Genomic DNA, 21,862 nt, shown 5'->3' on the forward strand with positions numbered 1-21,862 from the left:
CGGAACGGCCCAGGCCGAAACGGCAGACACCTTGTCCGGGTGGCGGAATGGCAGACGCGCTAGCTTGAGGTGCTAGTGCCCTTTATCGGGCGTGGGGGTTCAAGTCCCCCCTCGGACACTCTTGACGATCAGCGCCCGCCCTGGCTCCGGCCAGGCGGGCGTTGGTCGTTTTCGCACTCGGTGCGCCGACAGGGCACCATCCGAGCCGAGGTGCTTCCACCCATGAGACGCAGATCTCCCCTTCCTCCCGCCCCGCTCCCCCAGCGGGACGGCATCGATCCCGTGCGGGTGCGACTGCCCGCCGATCCGAGCGGGGCGTGGCAGACCGTGCGGGATCACCTGGTGGAGCGCTTCCAGGGGGCGATCGGGGCCGGCCGGGTGGCGGAGATGCTCGGGGCGGGGCGGTTCGTCGGGGTGGACGGGGTGCTGAGCGGGGACGAGCCGTATCTGGCCGGGCGGTACGTGTGGTTCCACCGGGACTTCGCGCCGGAGGTGCCGGTGCCGTTCGAGGTGGGGATCGTCCATCGGGACGAGCGGATCGTGATCGCCGACAAGCCGCACTTCCTGGCCACGACGCCGCGCGGGCGGCATGTCACCGACACCGCGCTGGCGCGGCTGCGGCGCGATCTCGGGCTGCCGGCGCTGCAGCCCGCGCACCGGCTCGACCGGCTCACGGCGGGCCTGGCGCTGTTCGTCGTACGGCCCGAGGACCGGGGCGCGTACCAGGGACTGTTCAGCGGGCGGCGGGTGCGCAAGGAGTACCAGGCGGTGGCGCCGTACGACGAGGGCGTGGCGCTGCCGGCGGAGGTGCGCAGCCGGATCGTCAAGGAGCGCGGGGTGCCGGCCGCCCGGGAGGTGGCCGGCGAGGTCAACGCGGTCAGCCGCGTCGAGCTGGTCGAGCGGCGGGGCGCGCTCGGGCGCTACCGGCTGCTGCCGGAGACCGGACGCACCCATCAGCTGCGGGTGCACATGAACCGTCTCGGGCTGCCGATCCTCAACGATCCCCTCTTTCCGGGCCCCCCGGACCGGCCCGCCGGCGCCGGGGACGCGGCGGCGGAGGACTTCGGCGCGCCGCTGCAACTGCTGGCGCGGGCTCTGGAGTTCAGGGATCCGGTGGACGGCCGGGAGCGGCGGTTCGAAAGCGCCCTGCGGCTGGCGGCGTGGGACGCGCGGCCGTTGGCCTGATCGCGAGACCGGGGTGACGAACGCCACTTATGCTGACCGCTGAGGCCTGGGCTCAGGGGCGAGGAACGGCAGCGGGGGCGGCGGTGCGGGTACGGATCGAGGTGGACCACGGCGGGGTCGCGGACGGCCGGGGCGAGGATGCCGGAGAGGCGGTGCGCTCGCTGTACACCTGGCTGAGCGGCGATCCGGAGGTGGCCGGCGGGGCCGGTCTGTCGCTGGTGCGGCGTGCCGAGGAGCCGGGGCGGATGGGACCGGTGCCGGAGGCCGTCCAGGCGGTGTTCGACAGCGGGGTGCAGGTGGCCTCGCTGGTGGTGGCGGTGGCCGGCTGGCGCAGTACGCGGCCGCGGGGCGACCGGGTGCACATCGAGCGGGCGGGGGTCAGGGTGACCGTCGACGGCGGGGACCCCGAGGCCGTCGCGCGGGTCCTGCGGGCGCTCGGCGAGGGCGCGGACCCCCGAAGCGGGGACGACGAGGGACCCGGGGCACCGGTGGACCCGAGGCCCTAGCGTGCCGGAGTCGCAGCTGTCCGATCCGTCGCGTTCGCGCGCCGTGCTGATCGGTACGGACAGGTATACGCATCCGTTGCTGGACGACCTCCCGGCGGTGCGCAACAACCTTGAGCGATTGGGTGAGTTGCTCCGCGACACCGAGGCGTGGGGGCTGGCGCCGGAGCGGTGCGAGGTGCTGGCGCGGCCGTCCCGGCAGCAGATGCTGAACACTCTGTACGACGCGGCCGCCGAGGCCACGGACACCGTGCTGCTGTACTACGCCGGCCACGGTCTGGTGCACCCGCGGTCCGGGGAGCTGCATCTGACGCTGCCGGGGTCGGATCCGGACCGGCCGCACACGGCGGTGCGCTACGAGGAGCTGCGGTCGATCCTGCTCTCCCCGGCCGGCGGGCGCCCCTCTGCCCGGCGCAAGGTGGTCGTCCTGGACTGCTGCTGGAGCGGGCTGGCGCTGGGCGGGATGAACGCCGGCGACCTCGCGCCCGCGACCGCGGTGCACGGCGCCTACGTACTGACCGCGACCGCGGCGACGCGCCAGGCGCTGGCCGTCCCTGGAGAGACCTACACCGCCTTCACCGGTGAGCTGATCGACGTCATCGGTGCCGGGGTGGCGAACGGGCCGGCGCTGCTGAGCATGACGGCGCTCTACGAGGAGGTGGCGCAGGCGCTCACCGCGAAGGGGCGGCCGCTGCCCCGGCAGACCCACAGCGATCACGCCGGGCGGATCTGCCTGTTCCGCAACCGCGGCGGGCGCGAACGCCGCGAGGGATCGGCGGGCGGGGCGGTGCGCACCGCGGTCGCGGACCGGCCCGGCCGCATCGCGGCAGCCCCACCGGCGTCCGAGCGGCCGCCCGGAAAGCAACCGCTCGACGAACCGCGGCCCGTCGAGCGGCGGCCGTCGCTACCGGAGCTGGTCCCCGTGCCGCCGGACGCGCCCGTGGTGCGGCTGGGGCGGTACCCCGTCACCCACGCGCAGTTCCGGGAGTTCCTGTGCGATCCGGCGAACGCGTGCTGGCTGCCTGAGGAGGCGCGGGCGGCGGGGAGGTACGTCGACGACGGCTATCTGCGGGGCTGGCACGGTCCGGAGTTCCCGGTGGGGCGCGGCGGGCATCCGGTCGTCGGGGTGAGCGCCGACGCCGCCCGCGCGTACGCGGACTGGGCGGGGCGGCGGCTCGGGACGGCGCTGCGGCTGCCGACGGCGCGGGAGTGGGAGCGGGCGGCGCGGGCCGGGCGGGACGGGGAGTGGTGGCACCAGGAGATCGCCGCGGGGCGGGTCAACTTCCGTGGGAGCTTGGGGGAGTTGGCCCCGGTCGGGGAATTCCCGCCGAATCCGTACGCCATCGGCGACCTGCTCGGTAACGTCTGGGATATCTGTCTGGACGACGCGGGCTCACCGGTATTGCGCGGCGGCGCCTATGACACTCCCGTCACGCGTCTGCGGGAGCGGCTGTCGCCACGGTCACCGGCCGAGTGCCGGGGGAACGCGGGGTTCCGGTGTGCCGGTGAGGTGTGACGACAAGGCGTGACGAGGAGGGGGTCCGATGCGGGGGGACGGCGTCGAGGAGGTGCTGGGGCGCCTGCCGCACACCTGGACGGCCGGCGAGGCCGAGCAGGTCAAGCAGCGGTTCCGAGAGAGTCGGCCGGCCGTGCCGAAGCACCTGGTGAGCAGGGTGTGGCAGTACTGGCTCCAGCAGTGCCCGGACGAGCCGCTGTTCGGCGACACCGAGGACGATCTGGCGCTGGTGCTGCATGCGCGGGCGATGGGGCTGCGGGTTCCCGGCGGGGAGATCGGGGCCGACGACGGTGCGGTGGCGCGCTGCGTCCGGCGGGCCCGGGAGTCCGCCGACTGCGGGCCGTTGTTCCCCGCGCCGCCGCCCTGGGGGCCGAAGGCGGCGCTGGCGCCGCAAGTGCGGGCGGCGCTCGCGTCGTCGCTGCTGCGGGCGTGGGTGGCGGGGGACGAGCAGGGCCCGGTCGAGGTGCTGGTGGTCGGCCAGGGCATCTCGGAGATCCGGCAGCAGGTGGTGCAGGCGGCGCTGACCACCTGTCTGCGGGTCAACGGCCTGAGCGACCCGGAGAGCGGGGACTTCGTCGGGGACCATCTCGGCGTCGGGCTGATCCGGGTGACGGCCGGGCTGTCCGGCACCCAGCCCTCGCTCGACCTGCCGTCGGTCTTCCGCGCGCGGTCGGTGACGGTGGCGGACGGCTCGTCCTCGACGGCCCGTGGTGCGCTGCGCGACTTCGTCGGCCTGCTGCGATCGCTGGCGCACGAGACGAGCCTGGTGGAGGTCGCCGATATCGCGTACGGGGAGCTGGTGGCGTACGCCCAGGGGATGCGGACGCTCGCCGACCGGGCGGCGGCCGAGACCGACCGGGCGCTGCTGCGCTCGCCCCGGGAGGCGGACGGCCCGGGCGCCACGGACCTGGTGTCCCTCCAGCCGTATCTGCGGACGACGAGGGGGCACGGCGCCACCGTGGGGCTGGAGTTCAGCCCGGACCTGTTCACCACGGACGCCTACCTCGGCGTCGAGCAGGCCCATCAGCGGGTGCTGTCCCAGCGGTTGACCATGGACGCGCGGCTGCGTCTGGACCAGCTGGAGGCCGAGATCAAGCAGCTGACGGCCGATCTGGAGGCGTTCGACGGGGCGACGCCGGAGGAGCGGCGGGCGCTGTGGCCGGCGACGGTGCTGCTGGTGGAGCGGTTCGACGAGCCGACCGGCCGGACGATCCGGCTCACCGAGCCCGAGGAGCGGGAGACCGAGCAGTACTACCAGGTCAATGTGCCGCAGCTGATCACGATGCGGGAGAAGTGGGCCCGGCGGATGGGCGAGCTGGTGGAGCAGCTGGAGACGGCGGTGCACCGGCCCAACGCGCCGGCCCGCCAGGTGGCCGCCGGCCGGTTCCTCGACGCCGCACTGCGGGACGTGGCGCCCGATGAGAGTGCCGCCACCGAACGTGCCTTCCTCGCCTGGCGCAAGGACGTCGCGCCGCTGCTGTGGTTCGAGTGGCGCTGCGCGCTGCGGGCGCAGGGCGTCGCGCCGTCGGACGTGTTCACCCCGCACACGGTGCTGATCAGCCGCTATCTGCCGCCGGCCGGCGAGGATCCGGCGCTGCTGTTCGTCCATCCGTACACGCTGGTGGACACCGCCCGCTCCGCGGTGCTCGCCGACGCCGGGCGCGCCGTGGTGGTGGTGCGCGACGCCACCGACCACGCCGAGCCCGCGCCGTCCGACGCCGCCGGCCCCACCGCGCAGACCCTCTGGGACGAGCTGGCCCGGCTGGCCGACAAGCCGCACGCCGAGGAGGAGTTCGGCCGCCGCTTCATCGAGGCGCTGCGGGCGCAGCCGTACGGCGTGGCCCGCCGGATGGTGCAGGCGCTGCAGCCGGCCGAGCCGGGCTCGGCCGAGGCGGACGAGATCGAGACGGCGCTGCGGGCCGCCGAGCGGCACACCTCGATCAGCGAGGGGATGGACCGGGCGCTGCTGGCGATGCGCACCGAGGCCTTCCTCACCGCCCGCGAGTGCCTGGACGACACCCGCGGCGAGCCGCGCTGGCAGGCGCGGGCCTGGTTGCTGCGGGCGATCGTGGAGTGCCGCGCCGCCCGGCTGGAGGCCCGGGAGATCCCGGGGCTGCTCGGCCATCAGATGCCCGGTCTGCCCGATACGGCGCTGCGGGCCCTGGACGAAGCGGGCACCGCCGACGCGGAGTTCACCCTGGCCTGGCTGGAGGCGCTGCCGGAGGCCGGTCTGGACAAGGGCATCCGGCGGCTGTTCCAGGGGCTGCCGCGGGCGCGGGCCAGCTGCAAGGGGGATCCGCTGAACAAGGTGAGCGCCGAGCGGGAGTACGCGGTGTGGCTCTTTAGGCGGGCGGTGGAGAACGCCCGGCTGGCCCGGCAGTTGGACGAGGCCGGCGAGGAGCTCGCCGAGCACCAGGAGGCCGTGGACGCGGCGCTGGCCAAGCTGGGCCGGGCGCTGGAGGAGATTCTTGTGGGGCCGTACGTCGGGGGCTCGCGCGGTGCGGCCGAGGAGCTGTTCGAGGTCCTCTCCGGGCAGGAGCCGCCGCGCTACGGCCGGGTCGCGGGGAGGTGAGCGATGGACAACGAACTGTACGTCGTGTGGATGGTGCGGACGTCGGAGCGGGCGATGGCGGCCGTGGAGGAGGCGCTGGGAAACTTCGCCGCGCATGATCTGCTGCACCGGATCGGGCGGTTCAGCGAGGCGGAGAGCCGGCTGGCGGAGTTGGCCGCGCGGATCCACGCCGCGTTCACCCCGCCGGAGCTGCCGGCCACGTTCACCGCGCGGCATCTGCATCTGCTGGTCGGGCCGACCGCTCAGCCGCTGCTCGCGGAGGTCCTGCAGTGCCCGGAGCCCGATGTCTTCGCGACGCTCTTCGACGCGCACCAGCTGGCCCAGGCGCTGCGGGAGGCCGGCCACCGGCAGGACGGCATCGACGACGCCGAGTTGCTGCTGCTGGCGCTGCTGGCCCGGCTGCCCCGGCTCGCAGCGAGGCACGGGCTGGAGTCGCGCGACTGGGGCGGCTACGTCGAGAGCCGGGCCTGGCTGACGCCCTACGCGCTGGACCGGCTCACGGAACTGGCCCGGCGGCGCGACTGGTCCGCCGACGCCGGCCCCACCCAGATCCTCGCCGGTGTGCTGGAGGGCGTCGGCGGGCGGCAGGACGCGGACCGGGCGGCGCGGTTCGACGCGCTGGCGCTGATCGAGCTGCGCCGGCGGATCGGCCTGCTCGGCGAGCAGCTGCGCGGCGACGCGCTGGAGCACGCCGAGGAGGCCGCGCGGTTGGCGCCGGACCTCACCAGCGTGCGCCGGCTGCCCGCGTGGCTGGAGCTGTACGAGCACCATGCGGTGGCCGTGGGCATGCGGCGGCTGTTCGCCGGTTCGGTGACGGTCGGCGAACAGCTCAAGGGCCTGCACAGCCAGCCGCCCCCGGAGAGCGGAAAGCCGAAGCCCGACGCGAGTCTGCAGGTGATCAACGAGGTCCGCTACGGCTTCCTGAAGCGACGGATGTCGTTCGACATCGCCTGCGAGGTGGAAGGGCAGACCCACCCCCCGCTCGTACTGCGCTGCCGCGGCGTGCTGCCGGACCACTACCCCGCCATCCGCGACACCATCCACCAACTGCGCGGCAGCGACCTCGCCCCGCAGGGCGGGAGTCTGGGCGAGCGGCTGCTGAACACCTCGGTGCCGCAGCGGGTGGGGTTGCCCGGCCGGCTGCGCTCGGCGCTGCACCGCCACAGCACCGAGGCGGTGCAGTGCGTGGTGCTCACCGGCATCCGCCAGCCGGTCGCGGTGCCCGCGCCGTGGCGCGATCACCTGGGGACGGCGCTGCCGTACGGGTCGCCGCCGGGCGGGGACAGCGTGTTCCCGGAGGTGGTGGAGGTGACCCGCGCACTGCGCGAGAGCGTGCCCGCGTCGCGCCCGGTCGTGGAGGTGGAGTGAGGTCACGGCTCCGGCCTCGACCGTCGGCCAACTACGCTTCGTACACGAGGAGTCGAGCAGTCCCGATGCGCACGTTCCGATCTCTCCGGGAGGGCCGGTGCCCACGACGAGCAACCCCGCGATCCGCAATCTGCTGACGCTGGACGGTGCGGTCGCGCCGGCCGGCCCCGTCCGCTCCGGCGGCGCCGCGCCCTCGGCCGCCCCGGACCGTCCGATCACCCTCGACGACATCGTCGTCAAAACCCTGGCCTTGCTGGGTGTCCTGACGCTGAGCGCGGTCCTCACGGTCTTCCTGGAACTCGGGTTCCTCGCCCTGCCGGCCCTGCTGGCGGGGCTGGGCATCGGCATCTATCTGGGCGTCCGGCCCCGGCCGAGCGCCGGGCTGGCGCTGCTGTTCGCGGCCGTGCAGGGGATCGTGCTCGGCGAGGCGACCCGGTTCTTCGACGCCCTGCACCCGGGCGTGGGGACGCAGGCCGTTCTCGGCACCGGCTGTGTCTTCGCCGGCGCACTGGCGGCGTACGCCACCCGCGTCGTGCGGGTCGGCGCGAAGATGACGCGCTGGGCGGTCGGCCTGGCGATCGGTCTGCTGGCGCTGTCCCTGGCGGAGCTGGTGGCGTCGGCGGTCTTCGGCGCGGATCTCGGACTGCGGGACGGCGGAGTGGTGGCGGTCCTCGTCGGTCTGCCGGCGATCGCCGCGGCGTCCTTCTTCTTCCTGGTGGAGTTCGAGGCCGCCAACCGCTTTCTGCAGTCCGGGGCGTCGCACCGATGGGCCTGGTACGTGGCCTTCGGCCTCGCGATGACGCTGGTCTGGCTCTATCTGGAGCTGCTGCGGCTGCTGGCGTACCTGCGGTGGTGGTGAGGCGGGCGATCGGTCGCAGGGGTCCGCTCCCCCGGAATTGCGATGCGGGCGGCACCCGGGCTGCGTAAGGTGCGCGGGTCGCTGGAGTGTGAGAGAGGGCTGGGCGGATGCTGATCTTCGATGCCGATGACACGCTGTGGGAGAACAACGTGATCTTCGAGCGGGTCATCGACGAGTTCCTGGACTGGATGGTGCATCCCGAGCTCGACCGCGCGGGAGTGCGGTCCGTCCTCGACGGGATCGAGGCGGCGAACGCGCCGACCCTCGGATACGGCAGCAAGGTGTTCCTGCACAGCCTCGGGGAGTGTGTGGCGCGGCTGCGGGGCCGGGCGGCCACCGCCGAGGAGTCGGCCCGGATCTCCGGGTGGGCGGCGGCTTTCGGCGGTGACCGTGTGGAGCTGATCCCCGGGGTACCCGAGACGCTCGCCGAGCTGTCCCGGCGGCACGAGTTGCTGCTGCTGACCAAGGGCGACACCGAGGAGCAGGAGCGGAAGGTGGCGGCGTCCGGGCTGAGCGGGCACTTCCGGGGTGTGCACATCGTGGCGGAGAAGGACGTCGCCACCTACGAGGAGCTGGCCCGCGCCTACGACCTGGTCCCGGCCTCGACCTGGATGATCGGCAACTCCCCCAAGTCGGACATCCTGCCGGCCCGTTCGGCCGGCCTCAACGCGGTGTTCATCCCTAACGACCACACCTGGGTACTGGAGGAGAGCGCCCTCGACCCGAAGGACGAGAAGGTGCTGCGGCTCTCGGCGTTCGGCGAGCTGCTGCAGCACTTCTGACCCGCCTCGTCTACAGCGGTTCGCCGTCGGTCAGTTCACCGCCTTCGACGGCGAGCCGGCGGGTGATGCCGATGTCCCGCAGGAACGGCAGGTCGTGGCTGACGACCAGGAGCGCGCCCTCGTAGGACTCCAACGCCGTGACGAGCCGGCGGACCGACGCCATGTCGAGGTTGTTCGTCGGCTCGTCGAGCATCAGCAGCTGCGGGGCCGGCTCGGCCAGCATCAGGGCGGCGAGCGAGGCGCGGAAGCGTTCGCCGCCGGAGAGCGTGCCGGCCACCTGGTCGGCGCGGGCGCCCTTGAACAGGAAGCGGGCGAGCCGGGCGCGGATGCGGTTGTTGGTGGCGTCCGGGGCGAAGCGGGCGACGTTCTCGACGACGGTCAGGGCGTCGTCGAGGACCTCCAGGCGCTGCGGGAGGAGGCGGTAGGGGACATGGACCTGTGCAGTACCCTCCTCGGGCGGGATCTCGCCGGCGACGGTGCGCAGCAGGGTGGTCTTGCCGGAGCCGTTGCGGCCGGTGAGCGCGATCCGCTCGGGGCCGCGCACCTCCACGTCGGCGCGGGCGCCGTAACGGGTGCGCAGGGCCTGCAGGGTGAGGACGGTGCGGCCCGGCGGCACGGCGGTGTGCGGCAGGTCGATGCGGATCTCGTCGTCGTCGCGGACGGCCTCGGCGGCCTCGTCGAGCCGCTCCCTGGCCTCCTTGAGGCGTTCGGTGTGCATGATGCGGTGCTTGCCGGCGGACACCTGGGCCTCTCTCTTGCGCTCGTTCATGACGATCTTCGGTTCGCGCTTGTTGGCGTTCATCTTGTTGCCGTAGCGGACCCGTCGGGCCAACTTGATGTGGGCGTCGGCCAGTTCGCGCTTCTGGCGCTGCACATCGGCCTCGGCGACCCGCACCATGCGCTCGGCCGCCTCCTGTTCGACGGCCAGGGCGTCCTCGTACGCGCCGAAGTTGCCGCCGTACCAGTGGATCTCTCCGCCGCGGAGGTCGGCGATCCGGTCGACGAGCTGGAGGAGTTCACGGTCGTGGCTGACCACCACCAGCACCCCGGACCAGCCGGAGACCGCGTCGTACAGCCGCTGCCGGGCCGCCCGGTCGAGGTTGTTGGTGGGCTCGTCGAGCAGCAGGACGTCCGGGCGGCGCAGCAGCAGGGCGGCCAGCCGCAGCAGGACGGACTCGCCGCCGGAGACCTCGCCGATGGTGCGGTCGAGGTCGACGCCGGGCAGCCCGAGCTGGTCGAGGGTGGCCCGGGCGCGCTCCTCGACGTCCCAGTCGTCGCCGACGGCGGTGAAGTGCTCCTCGCTCGCGTCGCCGTTCTCGATGGCGTGCAGGGCGGCGCGGGCCGCGGCGATGCCGAGGGCCTGGTCGACGCGGAGGTGGGTGTCGAGCGGGGCGTTCTGGGGGAGGTAGCCGACCTCGCCGGCGATCTTGACGCTGCCCGCGGTCGGGGTCAGCTCGCCCGCGATCAGCTTCAACAGGGTGGACTTTCCCGATCCGTTGAGGCCGATCAGGCCCGTACGGCCGGGGCCCACAGCCAGGTGGAAGTCCGCCAGGACGGGGCTGCCGTCGGGCCAGGCGAAGCCGAGGCCGGTGCAGACGATGGAGGTGGCGGCCGCGAAGGACGCGGAGGCGGGCGACTTTGACATACAGGTCTCCAGATGCGCGAGGTGCGTGAGCGGGGGGACTGCGCGGGGAGACACCGCGGGAACGCCGAGATGCGCCGGGGTACGCCGTAGGGCACTCCGAGGTCACGGACAGGGCCGCGCGATGCGGGGCATTCGCGGGCGCGGTGTCTTGGGGACCTCAGACGAGCAACGGCCTTCTCCGATCGGCGGCAATGGGACCGACAACGACGGTACGGGGGGCGCCGCCAAAATGCAAACGCTATTTTCGTTGCGTTAGGCGGTGGAGGTGGCGCACGGGCGACGGAGGAGACCGGCGGCCTCCTCCTCGCCGAAGGCGGCGCCCCCGGGGGCTACGGGACCCGGGGCTACAGGGCTACTCCCCCGCCCGCTCGCGCGGACGCAGCCGCACCCGGGCCGGGCCGGTGGCCTGGAGGGTGATGCCGGCGGCCACCGACACCTCCTGGTCCACGGCGTCGAGTTCGTGGGCGCGCAGCAGCGTCGCCAGTGCCAGCACCGACTCCAGCATCGAGAAGTGCTGCCCGATGCAGGCGCGCGGGCCGCCGCCGAAGGGGAACCACGCGTAGCGGTGCCGTTCCGCCTCCCGCTCGGGCGCGAAGCGGCGCGGATCGAAGCGCTCCGGGTCCTCCCACAGCGCCGGGTCGCGGTGGGTGACCCAGGGCGAGACGACCACGTCGGCACCGGCCGGAATGCGGTATCCGCCGATCTCGGTGGCGGCCACGGCCCGGCGACTGACGACCGGCGCCGCCGGATACAGCCGCATGGACTCCTTGAGCGCCTGCGTCAGATACGGCAGCCGGTCCAGGTCCGCGGCCGTGGGAACGCGGTCTCCCAGGACCCGGTCGATCTCCTCGCGGACCTTCGTCTGCTCCTCGGGGTGCCGGGCGAGCAGGTGCAGGGTGAAGGCCAGGGACGTCGCGGTGGTCTCGTGCCCGGCCAGCAGGAAGATCAGGACCTGTTCGCGGACCTCGGTCGCGTCGAGGGAGCCGTCCTCGTCGTTGCCGGCCGCGATCAACAGCGAGAGCAGATCGTCGCCCCGGCCCTCGTCGTTCGTACCGTCCGCCGCCCCGGACGCCGCCCGGCGGTCCGCGACGATCCGGTCGCACAGGGCGTTCAGCTCGTCGGTGGCGGCCCGCGCCCGCAGATTGCCGGGGGTGGGCCAGCCGCGCGGGACCTTCACCGGTACGTAACCGCGCTGTACGACATAGGCGTTGATGACCGGGGAGCACCGGTGGATGGCCTCCACGGCCTCTTCGGTGTCCAGGCCGAAGAGGATCCGGGTGACGGTGCGCAGCGCGAGCCGGTTCATCTCGGGGACCAGGTCGACGGTGCCGGTCGGCGTGGTCCGCCAGCGGTCGACGACGGCATCGGCCTCGGTCGTCACGGCCGCGGCGTAGCCGTCGACCCGGCGCTTGGTGAACAGCGGCTGCACCAGCCGCCGCTGACGGAGGTAGTCGGCGTCCTGACTGGTGAGCAGGCCGTTGCCGAAGGACTGCCGGACCTCCTCGTACAGCGGGTGGTCCTTGCGGAAGTTGGCGGCCTGGGAGGCCAGGATCTGCTGGACGCCCTCGGGCGCGAAGACGGCGTGGAACACACTGCGCAGACCGGGTGGACCGGCCTCCAGGCGCACCACGTCGCCGTGTGCGCGCTGGGCGTTCAGGAACGTGCTGAGGGAGTCGCGCCGCAGGTCGAGCATCGAGCCGAGGACGGGGAGCCCGGCCGGGCCGGGTATCTCGGTCCGCGGTGCCGAACCGGGCTGGGGCTGGGAATCGATGAGGGACATACGGGATCTCTATCCCGGATGTGTGTCCGCCTAATCCCGGCGTCGCGTACACCGGTTCCCGATCCCGGCGCCGCGCTCCCCCGCCCGCCTCCTCCGGGGGAGGAGGCGGGGAGCGCCCGAAGGCCCACGTAGCATGAGCCGGATGATCAGCAAGCGTGCAGGCCGAGCGGCCACCACAGCCCCGTGCCGGGTCACCGTCTGCCGCGGCTGCTGCTGCGGCGACGCGGCCAAGATTCCGGGCGTCGACCACACCGGTCAGATCCCCCGGCTCCGGGCGGCGCTGGACGGTGCGGCGCCGGTACGTGCCTCGGAGTGCCTCGACGTCTGCGACCAGGCGAACGTGGTCGTGGTCCAGCCGTCGGCCGCGGGCCGGGCGGCCGGCGGCCGCCCGGTCTGGCTGGGGCTGGTCAACGACGACGACGCGCTGGCCGACATCGCCTCCTGGATACGCGCCGGCGGCCCGGGCCTCGCGGAACCGCCGGGAGTACTCGACCTGTACACGATCACGGTGTCACGGCGGGTGCGGGAGGGGCTGGAGGGTTAGGCCAGGGGGGCGTCCCTCCGTTCTCCGTGGGCCTGCGACGACGGGGTCCTCAGGACGACGAGTTGCCGGGTCGCTCGGGTCATCGCGACATAGCGGTCGACCGCTCCTTCGACACCCTCGCCGAACGACTCCGGGTCGATGAGGACGACCAGGTCGAACTCGAGCCCCTTCGACAGTTCGGGGGTCAGTGACCGGACGCGGGGTGTCTCCCGGAACGTGCCGGCGTCCCGGCCGCCGGCGCCGATGACGCAGGCGGTCCCTTCGTCATGGGTGACGAGCCAGGCGTCGAGGACCGCGTCCAGATCCGCGACGGATCCGTGGACGACGGGGACGCCGGCGCTGCGGATGGAGGTCGGCACATTGGCGTCCGGGAGCGCGGCCCGGATGACCGGCTCGGCTTCGGCCATGACCTCTTCCGGCGTCCGGTAGTTGACGCTCAGCGAGGCCACGTCGATGCGGTCGAGCCCGATCCGCTCCAGGCGCTCCCGCCAGGATTCGGTGAACCCGTGCCGGGCCTGAGCGCGGTCCCCGACGATGGTGAAGCTCCGGGACGGGCAGCGCAGCAGCAGCATCTGCCACTCCGCGTCGGTGAGTTCCTGCGCCTCGTCCACGACGATGTGCGCGAACGGACCGGCCAGCAGGTCCGGTTCGGCGGTGGGCAGTTCGGCCTCGTTGACCAGGCTGACCCGGGCGTCCGCGCCGCGCAGCATCGTCACCAGGCCTTCACCGTCGTCGCCGTCGGCGCCGGAGTCGGCCGCGGCCGCGATCAGGTTGTCGACGACCTGCGTCATGTGCGCGCGCTGGGCGGCGAGGGCGGCCTCGTTCCGGCGCTTGCGCCGGGCCGCCTCCGGGTCGCCCAGGCGCTGCCGCGCCGCGTCCAGGAGCGGCAGGTCGGACACCGTCCAGGCCTGGGGGGCCGCCTTGCGCTGCAGCGTGCGCACCTCGTCGCGGCCGAGCCAGGGCGCGCACAGCCGCAGGTAGGCGGGCACCGACCACAGGTCCCCGACGAGGTCGGCCGCTTCGAGCAGCGGCCAGGCACGGTGGAGGGTGGTGACCAGCTCTTCGTCGTGCCGCAGCGACCTTTGGAACAGGTCGGGCGAGACCTCGTCGCCGTCGTACTTGTCCAGCAGGATCTCGACCAGCGCCGCCCAGATCTGCTCGCGCGCCTCGTTGTGCGGCGTACCCGGTTCCGGTGCGCCGAACGCCTCGGCCCAGTCCTCGGCGCTCAGCCAGAGGTCGGACCAGTCGGTCGTGACCGTCATCCCCTCGGCGGGCGGCTCCTCGTAGAACCTGACGGCCGTCTCGATCGCCTTCACCATGTCCGCGGACGACTTCAGTCGGGCCACCTCCGGATCGGTCTCGATCGCCGCTCCGGCTCCCTCGGCGACGAGGTCCCGCAGGGTGCAGGTCTGTACGCCCTCCTCTCCGAGGCTGGGCAGGACGTCGGCGACGTAGGCCAGGTAGGGCTGGTGCGGACCGACGAACAGCACCCCGCCGCGCCGGCGGCCCAGGCGCGGGTCGGAGTGGAGGAGGTAGGCGGAGCGGTGCAGGGCGACGACGGTCTTGCCGGTACCCGGACCGCCGTCGACGACGAGAGCGCCACGGGAGCCCGCCCGGATGATGGCGTCCTGGTCGGCCTGGATGGTGCCGAGCACATCGCGCATCCGGGGCGACCGGTTGGCGCCCAGGCTCGCGATGAAGGCGGACTGGTCGTCGAGCGCGGCGCGCCCGGCGAACCCGTCCGAGGTGAACACCTCGTCCCAGTAGTCGCTGATCCGGCCGCCGGTCCAGCGGTACCTGCGGCGGCTGGCCAGACCCATCGGGTTGGCGTGGGTGGCCGCGAAGAACGGCTCTGCCGCGGGCGAGCGCCAGTCGACCAGCAGCCGGCGCCCCTCGCTGTCCGTCAGGCCGAGTCGTCCGACGTACACGGGCTCGGGGTGCTCGGCGCTCACCATGTGCCCCAGGCACAGGTCCAGGCCGAAGCGGCGCAGTGCGCGCAGGCGGGCGGTCAGCCGGTGGATCTCGGTGTCCCGGTCCATCGCCTGCCGTCCGATGCCGCCGGGCGCCCTGCGCTCGGCGTCGAGGCGGTCGGACACCTCGGCGATCGCCTGGTCGAGGCTCTCCGCGACGGCCGCGAAGTGCCGCTCGTCGCCGGCTATCAGCGCCGGGTCGGCCTTGGGCAGGAGACGGTCGGGAAGGTCGAACGCACTGGTGGTCAGGGGGTTCATGGCGTCAGCTCCGATCCGGGGTCGGGCCCGCGAGGTCCAGCGGGCACGCATGGCCGCACCCGGGCGCCGAGCGCCCGCGACGGCAGGCGGGTGCCGCCACGGGCTCGACATCACCACTGAAATCAAAGACCGACGAACACGCATGCACTTCGTGAATCCCACCGTTTCCTCAGGTTCTGGCTTTGGCCAGTGATTTTGCGGTACGACCGGGGCCTTGCCGCAAGCCCCCCTGTGCGCTATACGTTGAGAGTGGCAAGGAGTGGGTGTTTCCCCTTGTCCTCCTCTTCTTCCTCACTCTTCGCTCCCCGGTAGCGTCGGCTCGCTACGCGGCCGTACCGCTTACCGGTGTCTTGCCTGTGTCCCACCGACCCCTTACCGATGCCTTACGGAAGCGGGGCGGGTCTCGCACGGCGGTGGGCACTGGTGTTGGCTGGGGGCATGACCTACCCGCCACGAAGGGCGCGCTGACGCCGTGCACCGTGCCACTCCACCCTCCGCTCCCCCGCCCGTCCCCGCCGACGGGCCGCCGCGCCGTGTCCTGGTCGTCGAGGACGACCCGACCGTCGCCGAGGTCGTCACCGGCTACCTCTCCCGGGCCGGCTACACCACCGCGCACGCCGCCGACGGCTTCGCCGCGCTCGACCGGGCGGTGGAGTTCCGCCCGCATCTGGTGGTCCTCGACCTGATGTTGCCGGGCATCGACGGCCTGGAGGTGTGCCGCCGGCTGCGCCGCGCCGACGGCGGCCCGGCGCTGCCGGTGGTGATGCTGACGGCACGCGGCGAGGAGGCGGACCGCATTCTCGGCCTGGAGCTGGGCGCGGACGACTATGTGACCAAGCCGTTCAGCCCGCGGGAGCTGGTGCTGCGGATCGGGTCGGTGCTGCGGCGCGCGGAGTCCGCGCCGCCGGCCGCCGCGCCCGCCCCCGTACTGCGGGCCGGTGACCTCACCGCCGACCCCGGCGGGCGGCGGGCCCACCGGGCCGGACATGAACTCTCCCTCACCGCCCGGGAGTTCGACCTGCTGGTCTTCCTGATGCGCAACCCGGGGCGGGTCTTCGCCCGTGAGGAGCTGCTGCAACGGGTCTGGGGGTGGGAGTTCGGCGATCTGTCGACGGTGACGGTGCACGTGCGGCGGCTGCGCGAGAAGATCGAGGCGGACCCGGCGGCACCGCGGCTGGTGACGACGGTCTGGGGCGCCGGCTACCGCTTCGACCCGGCGGAAGGCGAGCCGGAGGCATGACGGACTTCCTGGTCATCGTGGCGCTGGCGGCGCTCGGCGCGGCGCTGGCGGGGCTGCTCGCCGCGCCCGCGGTACGGGCCCTGCGGCGGCGCTCGGTCGCGCTGTCGCTGTTCGCGGTGGCGGCGCTGGCGGTGGCCGCGATGGCGGCGGGGACGGTGGCGGTCGCCCAGGCGATGTTCCTGTCCGGGCACGACCTGGGCGTGGTGATGGCCGTGGTCGCGGTCTCCGGAGTGGTGTCCCTGGCGGCCGCGCTGCTCTTCGGGCGGCGGATCGCGGCGGGCAGCAGGGAGCTGGCGCGATCGGCCCGTACGGTCGGCAGCGAGGGCGGATTCGTGGCGCCCGCGGAGCCGCCGACGGCCGAACTGGCGGCGCTGTCCCGGGCGTTGGAGGAGACCAGCGGGCGCCTCGCCGAGGCACGGGAGCGGGAGCGGGCGCTGGACGCCTCCCGGCGCGAGCTGATCGCCGGGATCTCGCACGATCTGCGCACGCCGCTCGCCGGGCTGCGGGCGATGGCCGAGGCGCTGGAGGACGGCGTCGCCGAGGACACCGCGCGCTACCACTCCCGGATGCGGATCGAGGTGGAGCGGCTGACCGCGATGGTCGACGACCTCTTCGAACTGTCCCGTATCCAGGCCGGGGCGCTGGCCCTGACGTTCTCGCGGGTGTCGGTGTACGACCTGGTGGACGACGCGCTGGCGGGGGCCAGGCCGCTGGCCCGGGCGCGCGGGGTGCGGCTGGTGGACGGCGGGGTGCGGCCGCTGCCGGTGCGGGTGGACGCCCAGCAGATCACCCGGGTGCTCGGCAATCTGCTGGTCAACGCGATCCGTGCGACACCGGCCGACGGCACCGTCGCGGTCAGCGCGCGGCACGAGGACGGCCGGGTGGTGCTCGCGGTCGAGGACGGCTGCGGCGGCATCCCGCCGGAGGATCTGGCCCGGGTCTTCGACACCGGCTGGCGCGGCGGCAGTGCGCGTACGCCGCGGGCGGACGGCGAGGGCGGCGCGGGGCTGGGCCTGGCGATCGTGCGCGGCATCGTGGTGGCGCACGAAGGCCGGGCGTCGGTGTGCAACACCGGCGCGGGCTGCCGTTTCGAGGTCACCCTGCCGTCGGCCGAGGCGTCGGCGGAGCCTCAACCGGAGCCGCCGACGGCCTGAGCGGCCGCTTCGGGGTCGGTGTGGCGGGTGGGCAGGTCGCGGACGGTCCGGACCGGCGAGAAGAGCAGGATCAGGGCGGCCAGCGGAACGCCGGCGGTGGTGATCCACATGGCGGTGCGGACACCGAGGGCGGAGCCCAGCGCACCGCCGAGCAGCGCCCCCAGCGGCAGGGTGCCGTAGTTGAGGAACGCGCTGCTGGCCACCAGCCGGCCGAGCAGCGGCGGCGGGCAGTAGCCCTGCTGGAAGCCCGTCTTGAGGATGTTCCCGGCCACCACCCCGGCGGAGACGCCGAAGCCGCCGGCGACATACAGCAGCGCCCCGGCGCCCGGGGCGGCGAGCGGGATGAGCAACGCCGTGCAGGGGATGCCGAGTTCGTACAGCAGCATGGCGCGGGCGGTGCCGAGCCGGCCGGCGGTGCGGCGCACCATGAAGGCACCCGCGATACCGCCCGTGCTCGCCAGTGCCAGCAGTCCGCCGACCGCGCCGGGTGCCAGGCCGACCTCGCGGACCAGAAAGACCGTCAGGAGGGACTGGTAGCCCATGAGCGCGAGGTTGGAAGTGGCGCCGAAGAGGGTCAGGGTGCAAAACCACCGGTCGCCGGCGACCAGCCGCAGCCCCTCGGCGACCTCGCCGGTCAGCGACCGCGCCGGGCGGCCGGAGTCCTCGCGGGGCGGTTCGCGGTGCCGGATGCCGAGCAGGCACAGCAGCGCGACGAGGAAGGTGGCGGCGTGCGCGAACAGGCCGTTGACGGCGCCGGCGAGCTGGGCGATGAGGCCGCCCGCCCCCTGGCCGGCGATCTGCGCCGCCGAGGCGCTGCCGTGCAGCTTGGCGTTGCCCTCGGGCCGGTCGGCCGGCGCGAGCAGAGTGGGCAGGTAGGCGCTGTACGCGGTCTGGAAGACCACCGCGGCGGCGCCGGTCAGCAGGGCCACGGCGATCAGCGGCCCGAGGCCGAGCCGGCCGGTCCGGGCCAGGAGCGGTACGGCGGCGAGGAGCACCAGCGACAGCGCGGCGGCGGCCAGCATGAGGGGGCGGCGGGGCAGACGGTCCACCCACGCCCCGACCGGGAGGCCGATCAGCAGCCAGGGCAGCCAGCCGCAGGCGCCGAGCAGTCCGACCTCGAAGGTGGAGGCGTGCAGGGCGGAGACCGCCACCAGCGGCATCGCCACGCCGGTGACCGCCGCTCCGAACCTGCCCGCGGTCTCCCCGCACCACAGCAGCCGGAAGTCGCGGTGCCGGCGCAGCAGTCCGCTCATCCGCCGTCCCGTTCCCTGCGGGGGAAGGACTGCAGTTGGACGAGGACCGGGCGGGCGTCCTCGCCGGCCGTACCGGCCGGGCCGGGGGCCGGGTTCCGGTACCGGTCGACGACCTGCTCCAACTCGGCGTTCAGGGACTTGAGTTGCCGCGGGGTCAGGCGGAGGTCCTGGCGGCGCAGGAGGGTGCCGGCGTCGCGCCAGCACGGGTCCCAGTCCTCGGCGAGGTAGGTGGTGACCTGCTCGAAGTCCCGCTGGACGGTCTCGTGCAGATAGACCGACAGGGCGCCGCGGCTGTCGGGGTCGTCGCGGAAGTCGTTGGTGTCGAGGTGGCGGGCCGCCCGGACCGCCTTCCACCAGCGCTCCCGTTTGGTGCCGCGGCCGGTCTCCTCCTCGATGAAGCCGTGGTCGGCGAGGTGGCGCAGATGCCAGCTGACCGTGCCGGTGTTCTCGCCCAGGCGGCGGCCGAGCCCGGTGGCGGTGTCCGGGCCGTCGAGGGCCAGCAGGTCCAGGATGCGCATCCGCAGGGGGTGGGCCAGGCCGCGGAGGCTGCGGGCGTCCATGCGGCGCACGGGACGGGCGGCGGGCGGCGCTTCGGGGGTCGGGGGCTGCTCCGGGGCATCGCTCATGGGTGCCAGCATAGAGTTGCAGAGACTCCTCTGCATAGTGGTCTCTGCAGAGAAGTCTCGGTGTTTCTCTCCGCAACTCGGCCGCGGCTACTCGGACTTGCCCTCCGGCCGCCACAGCGGATGCTCGCGCGCGGCCCATCGGGCGTCGACCGAGCCGGTGCGCATCCCGCGGCGGGACTCGGGATCGCCGTACGCCCTGCCGACGTGGCCGGCGATCACGAGGACCAGGGCGAGGGCGAGCCAGTCGTGGACGAAGGTGGCGCCGGTGCGCCACACCAGGGGCGCGATGGGGGTCCCCCCTGCTCGAGCGAAGCCGAGAGCTTGGGGGAGGGTGAACCACATCAGCAGGCCGGTGCCCAGCATCACCAGGACAGCGCCGGCGAGCCAGGCGGCGTACAGCTTCTGGCCGGCGTTGAACTTGCCGGCCGGGCGGTCCCCTCGGCGGCGGACCGCGGCGCGCAGCCAGCGGCGGTCGTGCGGGCCGAAGCGGTTGAGGCGGCGGAGGTCGGCGCGCAGTGCGCGGGAGGCCAGGCCCAGCAGCAGGGGGACCGGCAGCAGGAGGCCGGACCACTCGTGGACGGTCACCATCAGGGCGCGGCGGCCGACGAGTTGGGCGAGGAAGGGGAGGTAGAGGCAGCCCGCGGTGAGGACACAGACGGCCATGAGGGTGGCCGTGGCGCGGTGCACCCGGTGTTCGGCGTGGGTGAAGCGCGGCACCCGGGTGCGGGCCGCGGCCTGCTCAGGTGGTCGGGACATCGTCGCGTCCGTTCGACCGGCCGACCCAGGCGTCGACGTCATATCCGCGCTCCTCCCAGTAGCCGGGCCGGACCCGGTCGGTGACGGTGATGCGGGAGAGCCACTTCGCCGACTTGTAGAAGTACATGGGCGCGGCGTAGAGGCGTACCGGTCCGCCGTGGTCGTGGCCGAGCGGCCGGTCCTGCATCCGCAGCGCGACCAGGACGTCGTCGCGGCGGGCCTGTTCGAGGGTGAGGGACTCGCGGTAGGCGCCGTCGAAGCAAGTGAAGTGGACGGCCTCGGCCTCGGGGCGGACGCCGGCGGCGTCGAGGAGGGTGGCCAGGCGCACGCCCTCGAAGGCGGTGTGCGGCACCCGCCAGCCGGTGACGCACTGGACGTCGCGGACGAGCCGGGTCTGCGGCATGGCGCGCAGGTCGGCGAGGCGGTGGGAGGCGCGGTGGCGCACCAGGCCGTCGACGGTGAGGCGGTAGTCGCGCTCGCCCTTGTGCGGTACGGAGCCGGTCACCGAGTAGTAGCGGAAGCCGCCGCCGGCCGGGAGCAGACCGGACAGGCCGGTGGGGTCCTTCTGGGCGGCGGCGCCGATGGTGCTGTCGTAGGCACGCTGCAGGAGGGGGGCGGCGGCGACGCCGGCGGCACCGGCCGCGAGCATGCCGAGCAGCACGCGGCGCCCTACGGGGGTGCCGCGCCCGTCCTCGCCGTCGCGGTCCGCCGGGCGGGCCGGATTCGGGTCCTGTGTCACCCCCCGATTCGACCACCGAGCACGCCCCGGGGCCAGCGTCCGGGCATCGGCGTCAGACTTTCGTCATCTGCCCCGGCGGGGTGTGCGGGTCAGCGGTCCGCTTGGCGGCGGGCCCGGCGCAGGGCGGTGTCGCGGGCGGCCTGGAAGGCACCTTCGGCGTCGCGGCCCGCGTACGACCACGGCGCACGCGTCAGATGCGGGCCGATGCGCTGGAAGAGGGCGGCGGCCTCGGCCATCCTCCCCTCGTGGAACGTCGCGTGCGCGAGGAAGTTGAGGTCGACCTTGCCGCGCGGATGGTCCTCGCCCTCCCACTCCAGCCACCAGTCGAAGGCGGACTGCAGGAGCCGGTGGGCCCGGCGGGTGGACCAGTGGCCGGAGTCCGCGGGGTCGGGGGGCTCCAGTCCGGCGGCGGCCCGTACGCGGTAGCGCTCGGCGTGGGCGACGACGGGGAGCAGGGCGAGCGGGGAGTCGGCGGGGGCCCGGGCCGCGGCGCGGGCGGCGAACGCGTCGGCCGGGTGTCCGGGGTCGTCGGCGCCGGCCGGGTGCTGCTCGGCCAGGCAGGCCGCCATCAGGTGGTGGGCGTGGTGGTGGTCGGGGTGGCGGGTCCGTATCTGCTGGAAGGCCAGGGCGCGGTCCTCCGGGGTGCCGGTGCGGCGGGCGAGGATCAGCGCGCCGAGCCAGGGGGTGGGGTCGTCGGGCAGCATCCGGGCGGCGGCCGCACAGGCCTCGGCGGCGGCGTCGGTGCCGGCCTCGCCGCGCAGGGCCAGCCGGACGGTGGCGAGGGCCACGAGCGTGGCGGCGTCACCGCTGTCCGGCTCGGCGAGCCGCCAGTCGCCGGCCCAGGCGGCGCTGCCGGGGCAGCCGGCCAGGACCGTTAATCGGTGTCCGCGCCGGTCCCAGTCCGCGCCGGTCTCGGCCAGCAGGGTACGCACCCGGGCCCACTGCCCGAGCGCCAGCGCGTCGGCGGCGATGACCAGTTCGGTGTCGTCCAGGGCCGGGGCGAGGACCGGTGCGTCCGGGCAGCGGGCGCGGCGCAGGGCCGGCGGGGTGGCTGGGGGCAAAGGGGAAGGGGACGTCGAAGTCACGGGTCAGGGGGCTCCATGGCGCGCCGC

The 21,862-nt window shown here is 74.0% G+C and carries 18 protein-coding genes and 1 tRNA gene; 11 read left to right on the forward strand and 8 right to left on the reverse strand.

All coding sequences use genetic code 11. From position 1 onward, the window contains the following. Nucleotides 1–33 precede the first annotated feature (33 nt). The 8 genes from WAB15_RS09435 (at nucleotide 34) to WAB15_RS09470 (ending at nucleotide 8,785) form a co-directional block, all read left to right on the forward strand. A tRNA-Leu gene (locus WAB15_RS09435) sits at nucleotides 34–118 on the forward strand. A 104-nt stretch (nucleotides 119–222) separates the two neighbouring features. After that, a complete protein-coding gene (locus WAB15_RS09440) occupies nucleotides 223–1,185 on the forward strand; it encodes a pseudouridine synthase (protein ID WP_407285943.1) in 963 nt (320 codons plus the stop codon). A 29-nt stretch (nucleotides 1,186–1,214) separates the two neighbouring features. After that, nucleotides 1,215–1,691, forward strand: a complete 477-nt coding sequence (locus WAB15_RS09445) for an effector-associated constant component EACC1 (protein ID WP_399144345.1) — start codon at nucleotides 1,215–1,217, stop codon at nucleotides 1,689–1,691. A 1-nt stretch (nucleotide 1,692) separates the two neighbouring features. After that, nucleotides 1,693–3,204, forward strand: coding sequence for a caspase, EACC1-associated type (locus WAB15_RS09450; protein ID WP_407285944.1), 1,512 nt, complete (start codon nucleotides 1,693–1,695; stop codon nucleotides 3,202–3,204). Nucleotides 3,205–3,232: 28 nt separating this feature from the next. Next, nucleotides 3,233–5,776 carry a hypothetical protein gene (locus WAB15_RS09455; RefSeq protein ID WP_407285945.1) on the forward strand — a complete coding sequence of 848 codons (2,544 nt, stop codon included), beginning with the start codon at nucleotides 3,233–3,235 and terminating at the stop codon, nucleotides 5,774–5,776. Nucleotides 5,777–5,779: 3 nt separating this feature from the next. Beyond that, nucleotides 5,780–7,144 (forward strand): hypothetical protein, encoded by a 1,365-nt coding sequence (locus WAB15_RS09460; protein ID WP_407285946.1) that lies wholly within the window; start codon nucleotides 5,780–5,782, stop codon nucleotides 7,142–7,144. Nucleotides 7,145–7,241: 97 nt separating this feature from the next. Beyond that, nucleotides 7,242–8,003, forward strand: coding sequence for a Bax inhibitor-1/YccA family protein (locus WAB15_RS09465; RefSeq protein WP_407285947.1), 762 nt, complete (start codon nucleotides 7,242–7,244; stop codon nucleotides 8,001–8,003). A 107-nt stretch (nucleotides 8,004–8,110) separates the two neighbouring features. Next, on the forward strand, nucleotides 8,111–8,785 hold the full coding sequence (locus WAB15_RS09470) for an HAD family hydrolase (protein WP_407285948.1): 675 nt from the start codon (nucleotides 8,111–8,113) through the stop codon (nucleotides 8,783–8,785). A 10-nt stretch (nucleotides 8,786–8,795) separates the two neighbouring features. On the opposite strand, the gene WAB15_RS09475 is transcribed toward WAB15_RS09470, so the two are convergent. Then, nucleotides 8,796–10,430, reverse strand: a complete 1,635-nt coding sequence (locus tag WAB15_RS09475) for an ABC-F family ATP-binding cassette domain-containing protein (RefSeq protein ID WP_407285949.1) — start codon at nucleotides 10,428–10,430, stop codon at nucleotides 8,796–8,798. A gap of 352 nt (nucleotides 10,431–10,782) precedes the next feature. Further along, the gene (locus WAB15_RS09480) at nucleotides 10,783–12,210 is read right to left on the reverse strand and encodes a cytochrome P450 (RefSeq protein WP_407285950.1); all 1,428 of its coding nucleotides are present in this window, start codon (nucleotides 12,208–12,210) and stop codon (nucleotides 10,783–10,785) included. A 142-nt stretch (nucleotides 12,211–12,352) separates the two neighbouring features. Here WAB15_RS09480 and WAB15_RS09485 point away from each other — a divergent pair, with 142 nt between their 5' ends. Then, on the forward strand, nucleotides 12,353–12,754 hold the full coding sequence (locus tag WAB15_RS09485) for a (2Fe-2S) ferredoxin domain-containing protein (RefSeq protein ID WP_407285951.1): 402 nt from the start codon (nucleotides 12,353–12,355) through the stop codon (nucleotides 12,752–12,754). Here the strand turns inward: WAB15_RS09485 and helR are convergent. Beyond that, complete coding sequence (gene helR, locus WAB15_RS09490; protein ID WP_407285952.1) at nucleotides 12,751–14,982, reverse strand: RNA polymerase recycling motor ATPase HelR; 2,232 nt, start codon at nucleotides 14,980–14,982, stop codon at nucleotides 12,751–12,753. The genes WAB15_RS09485 and helR overlap by 4 nt on opposite strands. A gap of 472 nt (nucleotides 14,983–15,454) precedes the next feature. Between helR and WAB15_RS09495 the strand changes: the two genes are divergently transcribed. Then, nucleotides 15,455–16,222, forward strand: coding sequence for a response regulator transcription factor (locus WAB15_RS09495; protein WP_399144355.1), 768 nt, complete (start codon nucleotides 15,455–15,457; stop codon nucleotides 16,220–16,222). Continuing rightward, nucleotides 16,219–17,376 (forward strand): sensor histidine kinase, encoded by a 1,158-nt coding sequence (locus WAB15_RS09500; RefSeq protein WP_407285953.1) that lies wholly within the window; start codon nucleotides 16,219–16,221, stop codon nucleotides 17,374–17,376. The genes WAB15_RS09495 and WAB15_RS09500 overlap by 4 nt, the downstream gene beginning before the upstream one ends. On the opposite strand, the gene WAB15_RS09505 is transcribed toward WAB15_RS09500, so the two are convergent. The 5 genes from WAB15_RS09505 to WAB15_RS09525 form a co-directional block, all read right to left on the reverse strand. Further along, entirely contained in the window at nucleotides 17,352–18,629 is a 1,278-nt protein-coding gene (locus WAB15_RS09505; RefSeq protein ID WP_407285954.1) for an MFS transporter, read from the reverse strand. The two genes, WAB15_RS09500 and WAB15_RS09505, sit on opposite strands and share 25 nt — an antisense overlap. Beyond that, complete coding sequence (locus WAB15_RS09510; protein ID WP_407285955.1) at nucleotides 18,626–19,255, reverse strand: helix-turn-helix domain-containing protein; 630 nt, start codon at nucleotides 19,253–19,255, stop codon at nucleotides 18,626–18,628. Before WAB15_RS09510 ends, WAB15_RS09505 begins: the two co-directional genes overlap by 4 nt. 87 nt (nucleotides 19,256–19,342) lie before the next feature. After that, nucleotides 19,343–20,011, reverse strand: coding sequence for a cytochrome b/b6 domain-containing protein (locus WAB15_RS09515; RefSeq protein ID WP_407285956.1), 669 nt, complete (start codon nucleotides 20,009–20,011; stop codon nucleotides 19,343–19,345). Continuing rightward, the gene (locus WAB15_RS09520; RefSeq protein WP_399144360.1) at nucleotides 19,995–20,750 is read right to left on the reverse strand and encodes a molybdopterin-dependent oxidoreductase; all 756 of its coding nucleotides are present in this window, start codon (nucleotides 20,748–20,750) and stop codon (nucleotides 19,995–19,997) included. Before WAB15_RS09520 ends, WAB15_RS09515 begins: the two co-directional genes overlap by 17 nt. 89 nt (nucleotides 20,751–20,839) lie before the next feature. Then, a complete protein-coding gene (locus tag WAB15_RS09525) occupies nucleotides 20,840–21,811 on the reverse strand; it encodes a hypothetical protein (protein WP_407285957.1) in 972 nt (323 codons plus the stop codon). Nucleotides 21,812–21,862 lie beyond the last annotated feature (51 nt).

Source organism: Streptomyces sirii, assembly GCF_045690365.1.
GTDB classification, from domain to species: Bacteria; Actinomycetota; Actinomycetes; order Streptomycetales; family Streptomycetaceae; genus Streptomyces; species Streptomyces sirii.